General features: G+C 58.5%; 25 protein-coding genes. 7 read left to right on the plus strand and 18 right to left on the minus strand.

The genetic code is table 11. The annotated features are described in order from the left end of the window. A partial coding sequence (locus ERE07_RS22480) for a DUF4214 domain-containing protein (protein ID WP_167671056.1) occupies positions 1-151 on the minus strand: 151 nt, incomplete at its 3' end. Between the two features lie 244 nt (positions 152-395). After that, positions 396-614, minus strand: coding sequence for a hypothetical protein (locus ERE07_RS21270; RefSeq protein ID WP_130011030.1), 219 nt, complete (start codon positions 612-614; stop codon positions 396-398). Positions 615-1140: 526 nt separating this feature from the next. Between ERE07_RS21270 and ERE07_RS21275 the strand changes: the two genes are divergently transcribed. After that, positions 1141-1818, plus strand: coding sequence for a helix-turn-helix domain-containing protein (locus ERE07_RS21275; RefSeq protein ID WP_130011031.1), 678 nt, complete (start codon positions 1141-1143; stop codon positions 1816-1818). 69 nt (positions 1819-1887) lie between these two features. Here ERE07_RS21275 and ERE07_RS21280 read toward each other — a convergent pair whose 3' ends face one another. After that, positions 1888-2079, minus strand: a complete 192-nt coding sequence (locus ERE07_RS21280) for a CsbD family protein (protein ID WP_130011032.1) — start codon at positions 2077-2079, stop codon at positions 1888-1890. Positions 2080-2247: 168 nt separating this feature from the next. Beyond that, positions 2248-3744 carry a helix-turn-helix transcriptional regulator gene (locus ERE07_RS21285; protein ID WP_130011033.1) on the minus strand — a complete coding sequence of 499 codons (1497 nt, stop codon included), beginning with the start codon at positions 3742-3744 and terminating at the stop codon, positions 2248-2250. A 229-nt stretch (positions 3745-3973) separates the two neighbouring features. On the opposite strand from ERE07_RS21285, the gene ERE07_RS21290 reads away from it, so the two are divergent. After that, positions 3974-4261, plus strand: a complete 288-nt coding sequence (locus tag ERE07_RS21290) for a hypothetical protein (RefSeq protein ID WP_130011034.1) — start codon at positions 3974-3976, stop codon at positions 4259-4261. A 134-nt stretch (positions 4262-4395) separates the two neighbouring features. Here the strand turns inward: ERE07_RS21290 and rpsQ are convergent, their stop codons facing one another. The 10 genes from rpsQ to rplC are packed head-to-tail and all read right to left on the minus strand — an operon-like array spanning position 4396 to position 9163. Next, positions 4396-4677 (minus strand): 30S ribosomal protein S17, encoded by a 282-nt coding sequence (rpsQ, locus tag ERE07_RS21295; RefSeq protein WP_130011035.1) that lies wholly within the window; start codon positions 4675-4677, stop codon positions 4396-4398. 1 nt (position 4678) lies between these two features. After that, positions 4679-4870 (minus strand): 50S ribosomal protein L29, encoded by a 192-nt coding sequence (gene rpmC / locus ERE07_RS21300; protein WP_130011036.1) that lies wholly within the window; start codon positions 4868-4870, stop codon positions 4679-4681. 11 nt (positions 4871-4881) lie between these two features. After that, the gene (rplP, locus tag ERE07_RS21305; RefSeq protein ID WP_130011037.1) at positions 4882-5298 is read right to left on the minus strand and encodes a 50S ribosomal protein L16; all 417 of its coding nucleotides are present in this window, start codon (positions 5296-5298) and stop codon (positions 4882-4884) included. Positions 5299-5300: 2 nt separating this feature from the next. Next, positions 5301-6098: a 30S ribosomal protein S3 gene (gene rpsC, locus ERE07_RS21310; protein WP_130011038.1), complete on the minus strand. Its 798-nt coding sequence runs from the start codon at positions 6096-6098 to the stop codon at positions 5301-5303. Positions 6099-6107: 9 nt separating this feature from the next. Beyond that, entirely contained in the window at positions 6108-6437 is a 330-nt protein-coding gene (gene rplV / locus ERE07_RS21315; protein ID WP_129969638.1) for a 50S ribosomal protein L22, read from the minus strand. 3 nt (positions 6438-6440) lie between these two features. Continuing rightward, a complete protein-coding gene (gene rpsS / locus ERE07_RS21320) occupies positions 6441-6716 on the minus strand; it encodes a 30S ribosomal protein S19 (protein WP_130011039.1) in 276 nt (91 codons plus the stop codon). Positions 6717-6728: 12 nt separating this feature from the next. Further along, the gene (rplB, locus tag ERE07_RS21325; RefSeq protein WP_130011040.1) at positions 6729-7556 is read right to left on the minus strand and encodes a 50S ribosomal protein L2; all 828 of its coding nucleotides are present in this window, start codon (positions 7554-7556) and stop codon (positions 6729-6731) included. Further along, complete coding sequence (rplW, locus tag ERE07_RS21330; protein WP_130011041.1) at positions 7557-7853, minus strand: 50S ribosomal protein L23; 297 nt, start codon at positions 7851-7853, stop codon at positions 7557-7559. Further along, complete coding sequence (rplD, locus tag ERE07_RS21335) at positions 7850-8470, minus strand: 50S ribosomal protein L4 (RefSeq protein WP_130011042.1); 621 nt, start codon at positions 8468-8470, stop codon at positions 7850-7852. Before rplD ends, rplW begins: the two co-directional genes overlap by 4 nt. A 3-nt stretch (positions 8471-8473) precedes the next feature. Further along, positions 8474-9163: a 50S ribosomal protein L3 gene (gene rplC / locus ERE07_RS21340; RefSeq protein ID WP_130011050.1), complete on the minus strand. Its 690-nt coding sequence runs from the start codon at positions 9161-9163 to the stop codon at positions 8474-8476. Positions 9164-9680: 517 nt separating this feature from the next. Between rplC and ERE07_RS21345 the strand changes: the two genes are divergently transcribed. The 5 genes from ERE07_RS21345 to ERE07_RS21365 all read left to right on the plus strand — a co-directional run bounded on the left by ERE07_RS21345 (position 9681) and on the right by ERE07_RS21365 (position 14861). Beyond that, positions 9681-10463 (plus strand): SDR family oxidoreductase, encoded by a 783-nt coding sequence (locus ERE07_RS21345; protein WP_130011043.1) that lies wholly within the window; start codon positions 9681-9683, stop codon positions 10461-10463. Between the two features lie 68 nt (positions 10464-10531). Next, positions 10532-11494 (plus strand): Bug family tripartite tricarboxylate transporter substrate binding protein, encoded by a 963-nt coding sequence (locus ERE07_RS21350; RefSeq protein ID WP_130011044.1) that lies wholly within the window; start codon positions 10532-10534, stop codon positions 11492-11494. A 28-nt stretch (positions 11495-11522) separates the two neighbouring features. Beyond that, positions 11523-12788 (plus strand): D-amino acid dehydrogenase, encoded by a 1266-nt coding sequence (locus ERE07_RS21355; RefSeq protein ID WP_130011045.1) that lies wholly within the window; start codon positions 11523-11525, stop codon positions 12786-12788. An 86-nt stretch (positions 12789-12874) separates the two neighbouring features. Next, complete coding sequence (locus ERE07_RS21360) at positions 12875-13870, plus strand: uroporphyrinogen decarboxylase family protein (protein WP_130011046.1); 996 nt, start codon at positions 12875-12877, stop codon at positions 13868-13870. Between the two features lie 22 nt (positions 13871-13892). Then, positions 13893-14861: a Bug family tripartite tricarboxylate transporter substrate binding protein gene (locus ERE07_RS21365; RefSeq protein ID WP_130011047.1), complete on the plus strand. Its 969-nt coding sequence runs from the start codon at positions 13893-13895 to the stop codon at positions 14859-14861. A 13-nt stretch (positions 14862-14874) separates the two neighbouring features. Here ERE07_RS21365 and ERE07_RS21370 read toward each other — a convergent pair whose 3' ends face one another. The 4 genes from ERE07_RS21370 to ERE07_RS21385 form a co-directional block, all read right to left on the minus strand. After that, entirely contained in the window at positions 14875-15825 is a 951-nt protein-coding gene (locus tag ERE07_RS21370) for a betaine/proline/choline family ABC transporter ATP-binding protein (protein ID WP_130011048.1), read from the minus strand. Beyond that, positions 15822-17909 (minus strand): glycine betaine ABC transporter substrate-binding protein, encoded by a 2088-nt coding sequence (locus tag ERE07_RS22445; protein ID WP_130011049.1) that lies wholly within the window; start codon positions 17907-17909, stop codon positions 15822-15824. The genes ERE07_RS21370 and ERE07_RS22445 overlap by 4 nt, the downstream gene beginning before the upstream one ends. Positions 17910-18040: 131 nt before the next feature. Next, positions 18041-18352, minus strand: coding sequence for a 30S ribosomal protein S10 (rpsJ, locus tag ERE07_RS21380; RefSeq protein ID WP_013743964.1), 312 nt, complete (start codon positions 18350-18352; stop codon positions 18041-18043). A gap of 63 nt (positions 18353-18415) precedes the next feature. After that, positions 18416-18515: EF-Tu C-terminal domain-related protein (locus ERE07_RS21385; RefSeq protein ID WP_483413478.1), on the minus strand; the 100-nt coding region annotated here is incomplete at its 5' end.

The following is an 18515-nucleotide window of genomic DNA, read 5'->3' on the forward strand; positions in this document are numbered from 1 at the left end:
AGTTGCCAAAGGCGTCGATGATCTCGGACAGATCGCCTGCGGCCGCATCCAGCTTGCCGGCCCAGAAGTTCAGGCCAACCGGATCAGCGGGGCGCCCGTAATAGGCGATGTAGATTTTTTGCACTTCATCGTGATAGGCAGATGTTGCCATTGCGTACTCCTAAGTTTGCGTGGAACCACACCCGTTGAACATTCGCAGTATTCCGCCGAGCATGGATACCCGAGGCGCCCGCGAATACTTGGAGAGCAATGCATCTGCCTTGTTTCTTGCGCAGATAATCAACACTCACCAGATCGGATAGGCGTGCCGCGTAGTATGCAAATTGCCCAACCAAACATCTGTGACATTGATCACAATTCTCAACAGACACAAATAGTTTGTTAATTTATCAACACTATTTGCCCTGACTGTTGCCGAATTTCGCATCGTTGGCCGATACCTCGTCGATCAGCTCGAAGTTTTGCGTCTCGTTAGGAAAAAGCGCATTGGCCGCCTCAATGGCGATGCCGGATGAAACATATCGTTCCTTGAAAACCAAACAGAGCTCTCCATCATGCCGTTCAATGCGCCACCCATCTCGCCCCTTAATAATTAACGTTTGCTGCTCAAGCACTGCCTCTCCCCTGAATACGTCGCAAACAGACTGTTTCGAGCGCGGGATTCCTGATTTGCATTCGAATATCTGCCGATGGTGAATGTTGTATCGCAGCTTGAGTTTTCCGGATGTGATGCAGGACACAGTAAGGTTCTCTCACATTAAGGTAAAAACGAATACATACATCATTGGGCTGCTCTCGCAGCGATCTCAAGGACAGTGAGGGCTGCCGTACTTCTGCTTTATCGCAATACGGGTTTGACATGCCGACTGCCTGGCACGAAACGGAGGCCGATATTTCTGGCATGAGATGGAAGGTGAGCGCTGTCTGGAAAATGTTGCGTTTGACAGCGCCCCAACGCTGCGAGGTCGTTGCGATTCTCGACGATCTGGGACAGTCCCCCCCTGCCAGCGATTGGCGGAGCTGGATAAAAAAGGGAGGGTACGAAGTGCTAGTGGAAAGTGATGCAGTTAAACATGTCTTTCTCGTGCACGATCTCAAGCACGCGCCGCCTGAACGCACAGATGGCTCACCGGAGCAATAATGCAAACACCCACCATACTCAGCGTGAACGGGCAGGCAGAATTCGTCATACTGCCCTATGTTGAATACATACGGCTCGCGAGCAAGGCCAGTGCTGTGCCGGACGAAGCGTTTAATCGCAACAGCGCAACGCCCCAGCCGTTACCGCCCGCGCACGCCTTGAACATGGCGGAGCGCTTTGCCAAAGAAGGCAATGAGGCAACGCCGACGAGCCTGGACGCAGAGGAGGACGGTGACGCCCCAGCCGCCGACGGCCCGTTGCTGACCGTTGATCTGGACTACAGCCATGAGTATGAAGCCGTGGACAAAACAGAGGTTCCGCATACAGTCGTTCAGTTCATCGCGCGTCAGGATTGGAGTATTGTGCGCGCGTGGCGCGAATACCTTGGGCTGAAAAAGAATGAGATGGCCAATAACATGGGCATCTCGCTGGAAAACTACGCAAGAATGGAACAGCCCGACGCATTGCTGACAGAAAGCATGTACCGCGCCATCGCAAAATCCATGGACATCGATGTCAGGCAATTGCAGCCAAGGCATTACGCACTGCCAGTCGGTCTGGTGAACCGGCTACATATCGAAGACGCATGCAATTCGATGAGCGACGATTGCGATGCGACTGCTCATCCCCCCGCCCGGGAACACGTCCGCTCCCTGCTTCCCGACAGCCTGCGCTGACACTCAAAAAAAAGGCCCTCCTAAGAGGGCCAAGACGAGTTCCTGTACTCACACGCTACATGTAGCGGTTTAGCGCCGGTTGTTGTCCACCGCGTCTTTCACGGCTTCTTTGACATCGCCAGCCTTGCGCTGAGCGGTGCCCAGGTTCTTTTCAACCTTTCCCTCAACCTCGGTTTTGGGATTGTCCGTCACTTTACCGACGGTTTCCTTGACGGCGCCCTTGACTTCGCGCCCAGCACCCTTGACTTGGTCTTTGTTCATAACAACTCCTTGATTCAGTGAGTGTTGCATCCGGCTCGGTTTCATACTGCGCCCAGTTGAGCCAATGTATCCTTGACGGATGATTCACTTTATTCATTTACATGACACCCAACAAGAACAGTACATACTAGATCCCTTAGTGCATATAGACTGGTATTCAATCAGAAGTTATTGTTTTCTGCCCCGCACCGGCTTCTCATAACCCACGATACCACGCTCGCGCCCCCAAATAATGGCCGCGCTGCGACGGTGGACATCGATTTTGTTATAAATGGTTGCCACGTGATTACGCACGGTATTGCGCGACAGGTGGAGTTTTTCACCGATTTCTTCGTCGCTCATGCCTTCGCACATCAGGCCAAGCACTTCGCGTTCGCGCACGGTCAGGTCAGCCACTGCCGCCTTGTTGTCTACGGCGCCTGGCGGCCTGCGTATTTGCGCCAGCTTTTCGATAACGGTACGGCTGAACCACGACGTATCCTGCATAACCGTTTCGATGGCGGCGATCAGCTCGCTCTCGGACTGCTTGTGTGCGGTGATGTCCTGAATCACGCCCAACACGCAGCGTTCGCCGTGGATGGTGACCGTCTCGGCCGACACCAGACAATCAAGGTGCACATTGTCCTGTGTGCAAAGCTGTATCCCGTAATTGCGTACGCTCCCCGTATCCTCAAGCTGCGCCTCGAGCTTGCGGTACTCACCCGGACTGGCCCAGACACCCGATGCGGCCAGCGTTTGATTGATCAGCGTATCCTTGGCATAGCCGGTGGTATTGATGAAGGCGTCGTTCACTTCCAGCAAGCGGAACTCAGCCAGTGTGCTGAGTATCATTGGCACAGGCGCCAGACGGAACGCCTTGGAGAAGCGCTCTTCGGTGTGCCTGAGCGCATCTTCGGTCTGCTTTCGCGGATCCAGGTCGATAAAGGTGAACAGCATGCAGCCCTCTTCATTGACCTCGATGGGCTGCCCCGCCACAATCACATACTTGCTGCCTCCGCCTGGCAGCTGCAGTACCGCCTCCATCTGCGGCACGGTGCGCCCTTCGCCGATGTTGGCAATGGCCTGCTCTCTTTTGTCGGCGTTGGCCAGTACATCCAGCTCATAGGCAGATCTGCCCAGCACCTGGTCCCGCACATAGCCTGTCATTTCCAGAAAACCCTGATTGACCCGAACGTAACGAAAATCCGACAGGCGACATATCAAGGCGGGCGCAGGGTTGGCGTTGAACGTCTTCTCAAAGCGATCTTCCGCGCTGTAGCGCTCTGTGACGTCGTTCAATACCAGCACCACGCACTGGCGAGCGCCCGCCTCGTCATCCAACATCACGCTGTGAGTATTCAGCACCCGATAGCACGCCTCATCGGCGCTGCGCATCTCGACGACCACCTCGGAAAATGCCTCGCCCGCCAGCGCGCGCATAATGGGGTACTGGTCGGCCTGAAGACGATGGTTGTTCCGGTATGTGAGGCTAAACGTGTCGCAATAACCTTGCGCCGTCGCGCCCAGTTCCTGCAATGATCCCGCATCGTGCATGGCAAGCGCGGCCTGATTGGCCCAGGCGATGGATCCATCCGGCTCGATCAGGATGACGCCTTCGGTCAGCCCGGCAATGATCTGCTGAAGTTGATGCCGACCGGATGGCGGCGCGGCAGGGTTTCTTCCCATTTTGTGTCTCCCAGATAGCCATGGCGCGGACAAGCGGCTGGACAGGAGAATCAGCTTAGCCCCCCGCCATGGATTTGGCAAAGCCTAGCCGCTCAAACCGTCTTGCGCCTGTACTAATAGTACTAGACAGCCTAGTACAACCGTATCTTTGTTTCAGCGACGACGGTTACGTACAATGCGGGCGCGACCGAGTTTTCGGCGCTTTTCTTGAACCGCAAAAGGTAGGGGAATGGGCTACAGCAAATTCATGCAGCAGCTTGCCAGAGGCATTGAAGGCAAGATCGTTGCTTACGACAAACAAGATGGAGAGAACGGGTGCCTGATTTATGTGCACGGCGGCGATCATGCCATTTTTGTGCCCGACGAACTCATTGAGTATCGCCGGGACGAAGCGATCCGAATGGTTCGCCAGAAAATCGACGAAGACATCATCGAAGCCCCGTTTCTGATACTGACAGACACGGGCGACCAGCTAACGTTCGAACCCAAGGAAAAGCGACGAAGCGCTGAACAATAAAAAAAAAATTCCCCAGGCAGCACCGTGGCTATCTGGGGAATCTTCTGGCTGGCGCCCACTTGGGAACCAGCCCGGCAATGCAGTCATCTGCAATGACCTTGCCAGCGCCTGGTGGCGCCGGCCAAGACCAGGCATTAGATTACACGCGCGGCTTCAAGCAAACGTACGACTGTCCAGGACTTGTCGCGGGAGATCGGACGACCTTCTGCGATTTCGACGGTATCACCTTCGTTGTACTGGTTGGTCTCATCGTGCGCCTTGTACCTGTTGGAGCGCACGATAATCTTGCCAAGAACGGGGTGCTTGACGCGGCGCTCTACGCGGACCACGACAGTCTTGTCCATCTTGTTGCTCACAACCCGGCCAATAAGAGTACGTTGGCGCTTTGCCGGTTGAGTGGTTTGAGTTTCGCTCATGTTACTTTCCTGCGTTCTCAGTCATGATGGTGCGGACGCGCGCGATATCGCGACGAACCTTGCCAAGCTGACTGGTATTGGAAAGCTGCTGAGTGGCACGCTGCATGCGCAGGTTGAAATGTGCCTTCAGCAGGCTTTCGAGCTCGGTATTGAGCTCGGCGGCGTTTTTGGAACGGAGTTCGCTGACTTTCATTACAGGTCTCCTTAGGCGCCAATATGCCGCGACACGAATGTCGTGGAAATAGGCAGCTTGGCGGCGGCCAGGCGGAAAGCTTCGCGTGCGAGCTCTTCGCTCACACCTTCCATTTCGTACAACACCTTGCCGGGTTGAATTTCTGCGACCCAGAATTCGGGATTGCCTTTACCGTTACCCATACGAACTTCGGCAGGCTTCTGCGAAATGGGCTTGTCCGGAAAAATGCGAATCCAGATACGGCCGCCACGCTTGATGTGACGGTTGATCGCACGACGGGCGGATTCGATCTGGCGAGCGGTAAGCCGGCCGCGGCCGGTGGCCTTGAGGCCGAACTCGCCAAACGAAACCTGCGCACCGCGGGTAGCCAGACCAGTGTTGCGGCCCTTGTGCTCCTTGCGGTACTTTCTGCGTGAAGGTTGCAGCATGTTTATTCTCCTTCAGGCGCCGCAGGCGCAGCAGCAGCCGGCGCTCCAGCGTCTTTACGAGGGCCACGGCCACGACCACCCGGACGGCGGCTGTCGGGGCGATCGCCACGGGGGCGACGCGGACGACGCTCGTCTTCGCGCGGTGCAGCGGTTTCCGGGGGCATTTCGCCGTTAGGCAGCATGTCGCCCTTGTAGACCCACACTTTGATACCAATGATGCCGTATGTCGTCTGGGCTTCGGACGTGCCGTAGTCGATGTTGGCGCGCAGCGTGTGCAGTGGCACACGGCCTTCGCGATACCATTCGGTACGGGCAATTTCGATGCCGTTCAGGCGGCCCGAGCTCATGATCTTGATGCCTTGGGCACCCAGGCGCATGGCGTTCTGCATGGCGCGTTTCATGGCGCGGCGGAACATAATGCGCTTTTCCAATTGCTGAGCAATGGAATCGGCGATCAGTTGAGCATCGGTTTCTGGCTTGCGGATTTCCTCGATGTTGACGTGCACGGGCACGCCCATCAGGCGCTGCAGATCAGCCTTCAGGTTCTCGATGTCTTCGCCGCGCTTGCCGATCACAACACCCGGGCGTGCCGAGAAAATCGTGATGCGGGCATTCTTGGCGGGACGCTCGATGATGACACGGCCAACAGATGCGTTCTTGAGCTTTTTCTTCAGGTATTCGCGTACGCGGATATCTTCGGAAAGCATGCCGCCAAACGCTTTGTCGTCTGCGTACCAGCGCGAACTCCAGTTGCGATTGACAGCGAGGCGGAACCCAATCGGGTGTATTTTCTGTCCCATTGCGACTCCTTAAGCCCCGACCTTGACCACAATGTGGCAGGTCTGCTTTTCGATACGGTTACCGCGGCCCTTTGCACGGGCGGAGAAACGCTTCATTGACTGACCCTTGTCCACGTAGATGGTCGTGACCTTGAGTTCGTCGATATCGGCGCCGTCGTTGTGCTCGGCGTTGGCGATCGCGGACTCAAGCGCTTTCTTGAGAATGCCCGCGGCTTTCTTGGGGGTGAACGTCAGGATATTCAGCGCCTGGGCAACGGACTTGCCGCGGATAAGATCCGCAACAAGGCGCGTTTTCTGGGCTGAGATATGGACGCCACGGATAATAGCTGTAGTTTCCATCACTTACCTCTTGGACTTCTTGTCCGCAGCGTGACCCTTGAAGGTACGGGTCAGTGCGAACTCGCCGAGCTTGTGACCGACCATGTTCTCGTTGATATACACGGGAACATGCTGGCGGCCATTGTGCACAGCAATCGTCAGCCCAATGAATTCGGGCAGGATGGTGGAACGGCGCGACCAGGTTTTGATCGGCTTTTTCTCTTTGCCTTCGACGGCCGCATCGATCTTTTTGATCAGATGCGCATCGACGAATGGGCCTTTTTTGATCGAACGTGACATGTTGTTCGCCCCTTACTTGCGCTTGCGGCGCGAGACAATCATATTGTCTGTGCGCTTGTTACGACGAGTTCTGTAGCCCTTGGACGGCGTGCCCCATGGACTCACCGGTTCACGGCCCTCGCCGGTACGGCCTTCACCACCACCGTGCGGGTGATCCACCGGGTTCATGGCGACGCCACGAACGGTCGGACGGACACCACGCCAGCGCATGGCACCGGCTTTACCGATTTGACGCAAGCTGTGTTCTTCGTTGCCGACTTCGCCTATCGTTGCGCGGCAGTCGATGTGAACGCGACGGACTTCGCCGGAACGCAAGCGAACCTGGGCGTATGTACCTTCGCGGGCCAGCAGTACGGCGGAAGCACCCGCCGAACGCGCGATCTGGGCACCCTTGCCTGGCAGCATCTCGATGCAGTGTATGGTGGCACCGACCGGAATGTTGCGGATTGGCAGAGTGTTGCCCGCACGGATGGGAGCATCGATGCCGGACAACAGCGTGGCGCCAACTTCGAGGCCGCGCGGAGCGATGATGTAGCGACGTTCGCCATCGGCGTAGCACAGCAGTGCGATGTGCGCCGTACGGTTGGGGTCGTATTCGAGACGCTCGACCTTGGCCGGAATGCCGTCCTTGTTGCGACGGAAGTCAACGAGACGATAGTGTTGCTTGTGGCCGCCTCCACGGTGACGTACCGTGATGTGACCATTGTTGTTGCGGCCGGAACCGCGGGCTTTCTTTTCGAGCAGACCGGCGTGCGGAGCGCCCTTGTGCAGATCAGGGTGTACCACCTTGATCATGCCACGGCGACCGGCCGAGGTCGGCTTGACTTTTACGAGTGCCATTTAGTTCACCTCCGTAAAGTCGAGTTCCTGTCCGTCTTTCAGCGAGACATAAGCCTTGCGTTCATTACGGCGGCGACCAATGAAACGGCCAAAACGCTTTTCTTTACCTTTGGTGTTCAGGACCTGGACGGACTCGACTTCAACCTTGAAGAGGAGCTCGATGGCGGCCTTGATTTCCTGCTTGGTCGCATCGGGAACGACACGGAAAGCGATTTGCTGATTTTTTTCGGCAACGAACGTGGCTTTTTCAGTCACGACGGGTGCCAGGATAACTTGCATCAGGCGTGCGGCATTCATCCCAACATCTCCTCGAGTTGAGCGATAGCCGGCTTGGTGATCAACACGTTCTTGTAGTGGATCAGCGAAAGCGGGTCGGCATAGCGCGGTTCGACCACGGCAACATGCGGCAGGTTGCGAGTGGCGAGGTAAACGTTTTCGTCGAGCGTATCGGTGATGATGAGAACCGACTCCAGGCCCATGCTCTTGAGCTTGTCAGCGGCGAGCTTGGTCTTGGGTGCGTCGAGTTCGAAGGCATCCACCACGGCGATGCGGTCTTCGCGGGCCAGCTGGGAAAGGATCGCACGGATACCTGCGCGATACATTTTCTTGTTGACCTTCTGGGAGAAATTCTCGTCGGGCGAGTTGGGGAATGCACGACCACCTCCGCGCCAGATGGGCGAAGACGTCATGCCAGCACGCGCGCGGCCGGTGCCTTTCTGGCGCCACGGCTTCTTGGTGCTGTGCTTGACGGTGTCGCGGCCTTTCTGGGCACGGTTGCCGCTGCGGGCATTGGCCTGGAATGCGACGACGACCTGGTGCACAAGCGCTTCGTTGAAGTCGCGGCCAAAAATGGTGTCTGGTGCGGCAACGGTGGAAGCGGATTGACCCTTGTCATTCAGGAGCTTGAGTTCCATTGATTAGGCTCCTTTCTTGGCCGACATCTTGATGGCGGGACGCACGACAACATCGCCATTCTTGTGGCCGGGGACAGCGCCCTTGACCAGAAGCAGGCCACGTTCGGCGTCGACACGTACGATGTCGAGGTTTTGAACGGTGCGGGTGGCATCACCCAGGTGACCAGACATGCGCTTGCCGGGGAAAATACGACCCGGATCCTGCGCCTGACCGATAGAGCCAGGCACGCGGTGCGAACGCGAGTTACCGTGGGAAGCACGCTGGGAACCGAAATGGTGGCGCTTGATGGTACCGGCAAAGCCTTTACCAATGGTGGTGCCCGTTACATCGACCTTCTGGCCAGCTTCGAACACGCTTTCGACGGCCACAACCGAACCGGCTGTGAATTCAGCCGCCTTGGAAGGATCGAGGCGAAATTCCTTCAGGATGCTGCCGGCTTCGGCGCCGGCTTTGGCGTAATGCCCTGCCTGAGGCTTGGCCACGCGGGAAGCGCGGCGGGTGCCGTAGGCCACTTGGATTGCCGCGTAGCCATCGGTTTCTGGTGACTTAACCTGGGTTACGCGATTGTTCGACACGTCCAGTACGGTTACCGGGATGGACTCGCCTTCCTCGGTAAAAATACGGGTCATGCCGACTTTACGCCCCACGAGTCCCAGCCGATAAGCGGCAGGCGTAGGTGTCGAGTTCGACATCATTTTTCTCCATTCCCGACTGCGATTGGTCGGGGCTGATTACTATATGCGCCTGCGCCGCATGCAACTTATACAGCGCCTGCACATACACGGATCTATAGCCAACTACTTTTTTGGCTAAGCCCTGCACTTTAACATGAGTCAAGCAAGGCGGGCAAGTGCCGTTGCATAACGGACCACTCAGGCTGCAAAGCTGTTCGGGTTTGTTGCGCCAGCAACACAGTCTTTGGAGGCGCCTTCTTCTGCAGAGGGCATCCCTTTCAGACCTAATTCGAAGCGCCCATTTTTCGCTTATTTTGGACAACCAGACTTCTTGAAAATTATTTTCTACTATTTTGCTTTCTGTTTGTAGAAAATAAACCCAATAATTTGAATCGCAACACCAAAATTGGGTTAATTCTTTCGCGCCTCTCCCGATAGACTGTTCACTTCTTGGCAATTATCACATTCAACCTGCACTTGTCCGGGTGGCCCCCGGCGTCGGTTGAAGAAAAGCGAGTTTGACACAGGAGTTGATATGAATTTGGACATTGCAGGCAGAAAAGCCATGGTCTGTGGCGCGAGTCAAGGCATAGGCCGGGCCTGCGCGGAATTGCTGGCCAAAGAAGGCGCAAAGCTGGTGCTCGTTGCACGCAATGAGGCCAAGCTTGCCGCGACCGCCGACGCCATCCGCGCCGAGTATGGTGTCGACGTCGACATCGTGGCTGCGGACCTCGCCCGCCAGGAAGGCCGCGCGCATGTGCTCGCGTACTGCAACGACCCCGACATTCTCATCCACAACGGCGGCTGGCCCGAAACCGACGGCGATTTCCGCGAATGGACCCACGCGAACTGGCAACAGGCGCTGGACGCCATGATGCTCGCACCGATCGAGCTCATCACCGGCGTGGTCGAGGGGATGGCATCCCGCAAGTTCGGGCGGATCGTCGCCATTACCTCGCGTTTCGTCAAGGAGCCGCAGCTCGAGCTCTCGCTTTCTGTGTGCCCGCGGCTGGGCCTGACCGGCTTCATGAGCGGGCTGGCACGCGAAATGGCGCCTCACAACGTGACCCTCAACACTGCGCTGCCCGGCATCATTGCCACGGATACCCAGTACCAATACGGGCGGGACCTGGCCGCCGCCTCCGGCAAATCCTTCGAAGAAATATGGAAGGAGCGCTCATCCACCAATGCCGCCAAGCGCTTTGCCGAGCCCAGCGAGTTCGCTTCCCTGTGCGCCTACTTGTGTTCAGCCCAGGCCGGCTTCATCACGGGCCAGAACATTCTGTGTGACGGCGGCGGATACCCCGGCACATTCTGACAAAAGCCCCCAACACTCAACGGGTCCCGGCGAACCCGGGCCCATCCCTCAAGACCAGGAGACAATCCATGTTCAAAAGCATACTGACGCTGACGTTGCTGCTTTTCAGTTCAGCCACGCTGGCCGCTGCAAGCGGCACTTCCGGAAAACCGATACGCATCGTGGCGCCATTCGCAGCGGGCGGATCTGTGGACATCGTGGCCCGTACCATTGCCGAGCCCTTGGCAAAGCGGCTCGGACAACCCGTCGTTGTCGAAAACAAGTCGGGCGCCTCGGGCATGATCGGCGCCAGACAGGTCGCCAACGCCGCGCCGGATGGCTCTACCCTGCTTGCCAATTCATCCATCCATGTCATCGTTCCCAGCCTGTACCCCGACATCACCTACGATGCCCTGAATGATCTGATCCCTGTGAGCCAGATTACCCTGGTACCTCTTGTGCTGGTGGCCGCCCCGTCGCTGCCCGTCAATAGCGTCGAAGACCTTGTGACATGGGGAAAGCAGCAGAAGGATGGCGTCAGCTACGCCTCGGCCGGCAATGGCTCCACCCCCCACCTGGCGGGCGAGATGCTGGGCGAGGCCACCGGGATGTCGATGACGCACGTGCCCTACAAGGGCAGCGGCGCGGCCATGATCGATGTCATGGGCGGCCAGGTGCCCATTATGTTTGATGCGCTCACAGCGGTCATGGGCCAGATCAAGACCGGCTCGCTGAAACCTCTGGCGGTGGCCTCGACAACGCGCTCGCCCTTGTTGCCGGATGTTCCGACATTCGAGGAGCTTGGCTATTCCCAGATGGATTTGAATACCTGGCACGGCATCTGGGCTCCCAAGGGTACTTCGCCTGAGATCGTCAACAAGCTGTCCGAAACGATTCGGGACATTACCCATTTGCCTGAAGTGGCCGAACGCATATCCAGCCTGGGCGGCATCCCGGTGGGCAACACGCCGGAAGAGTTCGATGCCTTCAATCGCGCGGAATTCGAAAAGTGGGGCGCCATGATCAAGCGCTTTAACGTAAAGCTCGAGTAAGCCGCGATCAGTTCGGAGATAAACCATCATGGACATCATTGTTCTCGGGGCCGGCATTATTGGCGTCACAACAGCCTGGTATCTACGTCAGAACGGACATAACGTGCGGGTTGTGGAACGGCGGCCCGAACCCGGCCTTGAGACCAGTTTTGCCAATGCTGGTCAGGTTTCCGCGCATTTGGCGGATCCCTGGGCCAACCCTTCCACGCTGCGCACTGTATTCGACTGGCTTCTGCATGACGATACGCCGCTGGTGTTCCGGCCCCAGGCAGATATCCATCAATGGACCTGGCTGGCCAAGTTTCTGCGCGAATGCGTGCAAAGCCGCTATCACCAGAACCTCATACATCTGGCTAATCTGGGCGTCTACAGTCGTACCGCCCTGCAAACGCTGCGTGCGGACATAGGCATCGACTATGACGGCCGCCAGAACGGCATCCTGCTGTTCTTCACGGATGCCGATCGGCTGCGGGCCGCCGCCGGCGCCGCCCGCAAGCTTGCCGCCTACGGCATCAAGCGAGAAGTTCTGTCGGCCCAGGAATGCCTTGATCTCGAACCCTCATTGCAGTCCGTGGGCAATTCATTGCAAGGCGGCGTGTATTCCCGCGGCGATGAGACGGGCGACGCCTTCAAGTTCACCCAGCGGCTTGCCGAGCGCGCGCGGCAAGCCGGCGTGGTCTTTCACTATGGCGCAAGCCTGCAGGAGATCAAGACCGGCAAGAGCGGGGTCGACGCCGTGGATATCGTGTTCAGTGATGGCAGGAAGGAAACCTGTCGGGCCCAGCACTATGTCCTGTGTCTTGGCAGCGCCACGGCAGCCCAGGCTCGCAAGATCGGTATCTCGCTGGATATCTATCCTGTAAAGGGGTATTCCGTTACCTTGCCCGTGCTGCCGGATAGCCTTGCCTGCCGCATGGGTCTTACGGATGCCGGCCGCAAGATTGCCTTTTCGAGACTGGGCGACCGAGTGAGAGCGACCGGCTTCGCCGAGATTGCAAACTTCGACACCTCCATCGATACCGCCCGGTGCCAGCAACTTCAGGATCGCGCCATGGCGCTATTCCCGGACGCCCTGGATGCGGCGCAGGCCAGCCATTGGGCGGGATTGAGACCGATGACGCCCAGCAATCTGCCTTATATCGGCCGCAGCCGCTACCCCAATCTGCTGATCAACGCCGGACACGGAACAATCGGCTGGACGCAGTCCTGCGGATCCGCCCTGGCAATCTCGGAAATCCTTGAGAACAGGGCCCCCGCTTGTGATTTCCCGTTTCTGGGGCAGGCACGCCACTGAGCAGCCTTTGCCCGATGAGCACGCTGGGCCAAACCGGCTTGCCCGCGCCCGAACCAAATCCTTAGCTTATTCTTTCGGAGGAAGAGATGAACAAACGAGAACGCGTCATGGCGGCCATCAAGGGAGCGCCCGTTGACAGGGTTCCTTTCAGCCTGTGGCTGCATAACTTTGCGCAAGAGCATAGCGCCGAGGCGCTCGCGGCCGAAACGCTGCGGCTGTACGCAGCCTATGATTGGGACTTTCTCAAGCCCCAATCCCGCCCTTACTGCTTTACAGAATTGTGGGGGCAAACGTTTCAGCGCTCTTACGAGAAGGCAACTTTTCCTGTCGTGACTCACTACGCCGTGCAGAATGCGGCGGACATCGGCAAACTCGAAGACGTAGATGTGACCGCTGGCGCGCTCGCCGAACAGATTGAAGCCTGCCAGCTGGTTCGTGCAAGCGTAGGCAAGGATGTCCCCATCATCGGTACGATTTTTTCTCCGATCATGACCGCCATGTTCATGATGGACGATGGGCCGGCGCAGGTGCGTCGCCTGATGACGGAGAACCCCGACGCCCTGGAACAGGGGCTGGCGACCATCGCCCGCGCTTTCGCTCAGCATTCCCGCGCGTGTGTCGAGGCAGGGCTGGACGGCATTTTCTACGCCACGACCGCCGCCACGAAGTCGCAAATGTCTCCGGAAGAATTCAATCGATTCCAGGCACCCTTCGACAAGCAAATCCTCGAGGCTGCCAGCGCCGCGCCATTCAATATCGTTCACATGTGCGGCGACAACATTCTGGCCGACAGTTTTGTCGACTACCCCGTCGACGTGTTCAGCTGGGCAACCACGCCGGGCAACCCCTCCCTGACCGAGATGCACAACAAGACGGGCCGCGCCGTGCTGGGCGGCCTGCCTGGAAAGCCCGCCATGGGGTCGATATCGGTGGAAGCACTGCGTGAGCACGCGAAAGCCTCGCTTGCCGAAATGCAAGGCCGCTACCATTTGCTCGGCCCTGATTGTTCGATCAACCAGGATACTTCGGATGACGTGATGCGCGCTGTCACCGACATCGCGCAAGAAGCCGTCCTCAGTTAGTCATGCTCAAAGGACTCCAACTATGAAACGCATAAACACGCTACTGGCATGCCTGGGGATAATGTTGGGGTCCATCGGGATGCCCAGCCAGGCAGACACCTATCCTGAACGCACAATTTCGGTCATTGTTCCATTCAGCCCGGGCGGCAACGTGGACATCGTGGCTCGACTCATCAACCACAAGCTGGAAACCGAGCTCGGCCAGTCGCTGGTCACCGCCAATGTTTCCGGCGCGTCCGGCGTCATTGGCGCCGGACAGGCTGCGCGCGCCAAGCCGGACGGATACACCCTGCTGGCCAACTCCTCCGCCCACGTCATCGCGCCCGCTATGGTGGCAAACCTGCCATACGATCCGCTTGCCGACTTTATCCCGGTTTCCCAGATAACCCAGGTTCCAATGGTGCTGCTGGTCTCTTCAGAAATTCCCGCCACAACGCTAGACGAATTCATCGCCTACGGACGTGCACGCGGCGACGGCGTGGACTATGCCACTTACCTGGGATCCGCAGGGCATCTTGCCGGCGAGCTGTTCAAGGAAGAAACCGGCGTCGTCATGAATCTGATCCCTTATAAATCTGGTTCCACCATGGTGACTGACGTGATGGCCGGCAGGGTGCCCGCGATGTTCGACGGCCTGTTCTCGGCAAACGCCTCGCTCAAGACCGGCAAAGTCAAGGCGCTCGCCATCACTGCCGCCCAGCGCTCGGATTTTCTCCCCGAGATCCCCACGTTCGCCGAGCTGGGCTATCCTGATATCAATGCGGAAACGTGGCACGGATACTGGGTGCCAAAAGGAACGCCCCAGCTTGTCGTGGATCGCCTGAGCGCTGCGATGGCAAAGGTAACGGCTATGCCTGATGTCCAAAGCCGCATCGTCGCCATGGGCGGCAATGCGGTAGGCAGCAGCAGTCAAGACTTTACCCGCTTCGCCACCGCAGAACACGATCGTTGGAAGGTGGTTCTGGAGCGGGCAGGCGTAAAGCCGCAATAAGCCTCTGCAGGAATCAGACCGCAACCCGCCGCACCACAAAACGCTCCACGTAGTCGTTTGCGGGATGGTTCCGAATGTCTTCTGGCGTACCCACCTGTTCCACCTTGCCGTCGCGCAGAATGATGATGTGCTGGCCCAGGCGCAATGCCTCTTCGATGTCGTGCGTGATGAACACAATGGTTTTCTGCAAACGCTGCTGCAGGGCCAGGAGCTGGTCCTGCATGTCGTAGCGGATCAGTGGATCCAGCGCCGAGAAGGCTTCGTCCATCAACAGCACTTCGGCATCAATGGCCAGTGCGCGGGCCAGCCCCACGCGCTGGCGCATGCCGCCTGACAGCTCATCGGGATAGCTTTTTTCGTATTCCGCCAGGCCTACGCGCTCCAGCCACAGGCTGGCGGTTGTCCGGGCCTGCTGCCGGCCCTCGCCGCGCACGTTCAGGCCGAACGCCACGTTATCCAGCACGTTGATATGCGGCAGCAGCCCGAAGTTCTGGAACACCATGCTGATCTTGTGCCGGCGCAGCTCGCGCAGCGCTGGCATGCTGAGCGTGAGGATGTTCTCGCCATCGACCAGCACCTCTCCGGCCGACGGGTCGATCAGCCTGTTCAGGTGCCGCACCAGGGTGGACTTGCCCGATCCCGAGAGCCCCATGATGCAGGTGATTTGTCCCGTGGGAATATCGGCATTGATACCGGCCAGGCCAACGTTGACGCCGGTTTCAAGCTGAACAGCGGATTTGTCCGCCCCTTCGCGCAACATCGCGACCGCATCGGCTTCGCGCCGCCCAAATACCTTGTACACGTCTCGTATCTGGATTTTGACGCTGTCCGCTGGGGCATCGAGGTGCGCCTCGGGCTTCCCCGACGCATCCAGGACATTGCCATCAGCCCGGGACGCGGTCTCCGTCGCGGCAATCTGGTCACCCGCGGGCGTGAGATCTGTCGGGCGGTCTGGATCGCTCATCGCTCATTCTCCTGTTGCAGCATGGCCTGCCGGCGCCGGCGCGGGCGGCCATAGGCCTGTGTGATGCGGTCGATGACGATCGCCAATATCACGATGGCGATGCCGGCCTGCAGGCCACGGCCCACGTCCAGGGTCTGGATGCCGGCCAGGACATCTTCGCCCAGCCCGCGCGCGCCGATCATCGACGCCACCACCACCATGGCCAGGGCCATCATCGTTGTCTGATTGATGCCTGCCATGATGCTGGGCCTGGCCAGCGGCAGGGTGACTTTGACCAGCATCTGCCAGCGCGTTACACCGAAGGACTGCGCCGCTTCCATGACGTTGCGATCGACATGGCGCAGCCCAAGCACGGTCAGGCGTATGAGCGGCGGCACCGCGTAGATGATGGTGGCAAACAGGGCGGGCACTTTCCCCAGGCCAAACAGCATCAGTACCGGAATCAGATACACGAAGCTGGGCATCGTCTGCATGACGTCGAGAATGGGCGTGAGGACACGCCGCAATGTGCGGCTGCTCGCCGCCAGTATCCCCACGGGAATGCCAATGATGATGGAAAACAGGGTAGACACCAGCACCAGCGCAAAGGTCTGCATCAGCTTGTCCCACAACCCGACCGCCCCGATCGCATACAGGCAGACAACGTAAAGAACGGTCGTGACCGGCTTGCGGGTGGCATGCCAGGACAGCAGCGCGACCAGCGCAAGAAATAGCCAGGCAGGCACGGCCTCCATCAAGCGTTCAATCGGCAGCAGTACGGTGGTCAGTATGAATTCGCTGGATTCCCGGAAGCTGCTGCCGTAAGACTTGACCATGGCCAACAAGCGCTGATTGACGAACGCTGCCGCGGACCAGTCGGGGAAGATCCCTTGACCGGTAAGGGCAGCGGCCAGTGATGCGGTGCCGGCGTCCGACCCTGTGGCGACGGGCCTGGAGCTCGCCTTGCCCGATGCGCTGTCCCCCGCCTCGAGCTGCCCGTCATGGGTATCCGCCGGCGCAGGCTGCGCGTCGGCCGACACGCTGTCCCCTGGTTCGGAGGCGTCAGTCTGCGGCAGGCCCAATGCGCGATCGGCCCGTGCCGCCACATCGGCGGGCAGCCAGGCGTGCCAGATGTCGGTATGTTCGCGCAGAAACTTGGCCGCCATCGTCTCGCCGTTGGCGCGCGATTCCGTCATCTCCAGAATCATCTGGTTCAACAAAGGCGGCTCGAACTGCAGGCGCTCGAAGAAAGCAACAAGCTCGGGATTGCGCTGGGCAAACACAGAGGACACCGCCACGCTCAGGCGGGCAACAAGAAAGTCAGACGAACACAGCTTGCCCTCACCACTGACGATGGTGTCCCAGCACGCCTGATTGAAGGGATCCTGCTCAATTTTGGCAAACTTGTACTTGGCCATCAGGCCAGCGGGCTGCCAGTAGTAAAAGAGGATGGGTTCGCCGCGATCGTAGGCAGCGCTGATGGCCGCATCCAGCGCCGCACCGGTCCCTGCGCGAAAATTGTTGTAATCGTCATCCAGGCCGTGCACCGTCAGCAGACGGCTATTGGTTTTTTCGCAGACCCAGCCTGATGGGCAATTGAGAAAGCGGCCCTTGGACGGCACTTCCGGATCGCGAAACAGCGATTTGTAGCGCGGCAAGTCTTGCCAGGATTCCAGATCGGGCGCCATGGGCGCTATGCCGCGTTGCGGATCACCATGCACGACATAGTCCGGCACATACCATCCCTGCTCGGCGCCACCTGCCAGCGTATCGCCGATGACACGCACATCGCCCGCCTTTATCGCATTTTCGATGATCGGAGAGCGGCCGGACCAGAGTTCCCCCATGATCTGCAGGTCGTTCTGGGCCAGGGCGGATTCGGTGGCGGCGGGCGTGCCTGGAATGATTTCTGTTTTACATCCATAGGCCGCTTCGAGCAATGACTGAATCACATGCGTGGTAAAGGTGGCGCTTTCCCATGTCTGGTCCGCCAACTTGATGGGCTGCCCCGCGTTACAGTTTGCGTCTTGAGCCGAAGCAGTCGCCTGCCACAACGTAGCCAGGACAAGTAACGCCATGCCAAGGAAAGCTTGCACTCTGCTCATTGAACCGCCCCTCTTGTTCTTGTATGGTTTGCCAGCGCCGCTTGTACAGCACGCCGCGTGCCCATAATGCAAAACGCCATGCTATGAGCATGGCGTTTTTCTTGTCGCGCACTAGGCGCTCAAGGAACAGCTTACTGCAATGCGATTTCGACGTCCACACCTGCGGGCAGATCAAGGCGCATCAGCGCGTCGACAGTCTTGTCGGTAGGATCCACGATATCCATCAGACGTTGGTGCGTGCGCATTTCGAACTGATCACGTGACGTCTTGTTGACGTGCGGCGAACGCAGCACATCGTAACGACGGATACGCGTAGGCAGCGGAACCGGACCGCGAACCACCGCGCCCGTGCGCTTTGCCGTTTCAACGATTTCGGCAGCGGACTGATCGATCAACTTGTAATCGAAGGCTTTCAGACGGATGCGGATTTTCTGGTTTTTCATGGGTATTCCTAAAGAACGAATTAGACGGGAGCAATATCGCTCCCGCCAGTTTGCGGCCAGTCTTTACTTGGCGATGCTGGCGACCACGCCGGCCCCGACCGTGCGTCCGCCTTCGCGGATGGCAAAGCGCAGGCCTTCTTCCATGGCGATCGGCGCAATCAGG

Source organism: Allopusillimonas ginsengisoli (genome assembly GCF_004153455.1).
Taxonomy (GTDB): domain Bacteria; phylum Pseudomonadota; class Gammaproteobacteria; order Burkholderiales; family Burkholderiaceae_B; genus Allopusillimonas; species Allopusillimonas ginsengisoli.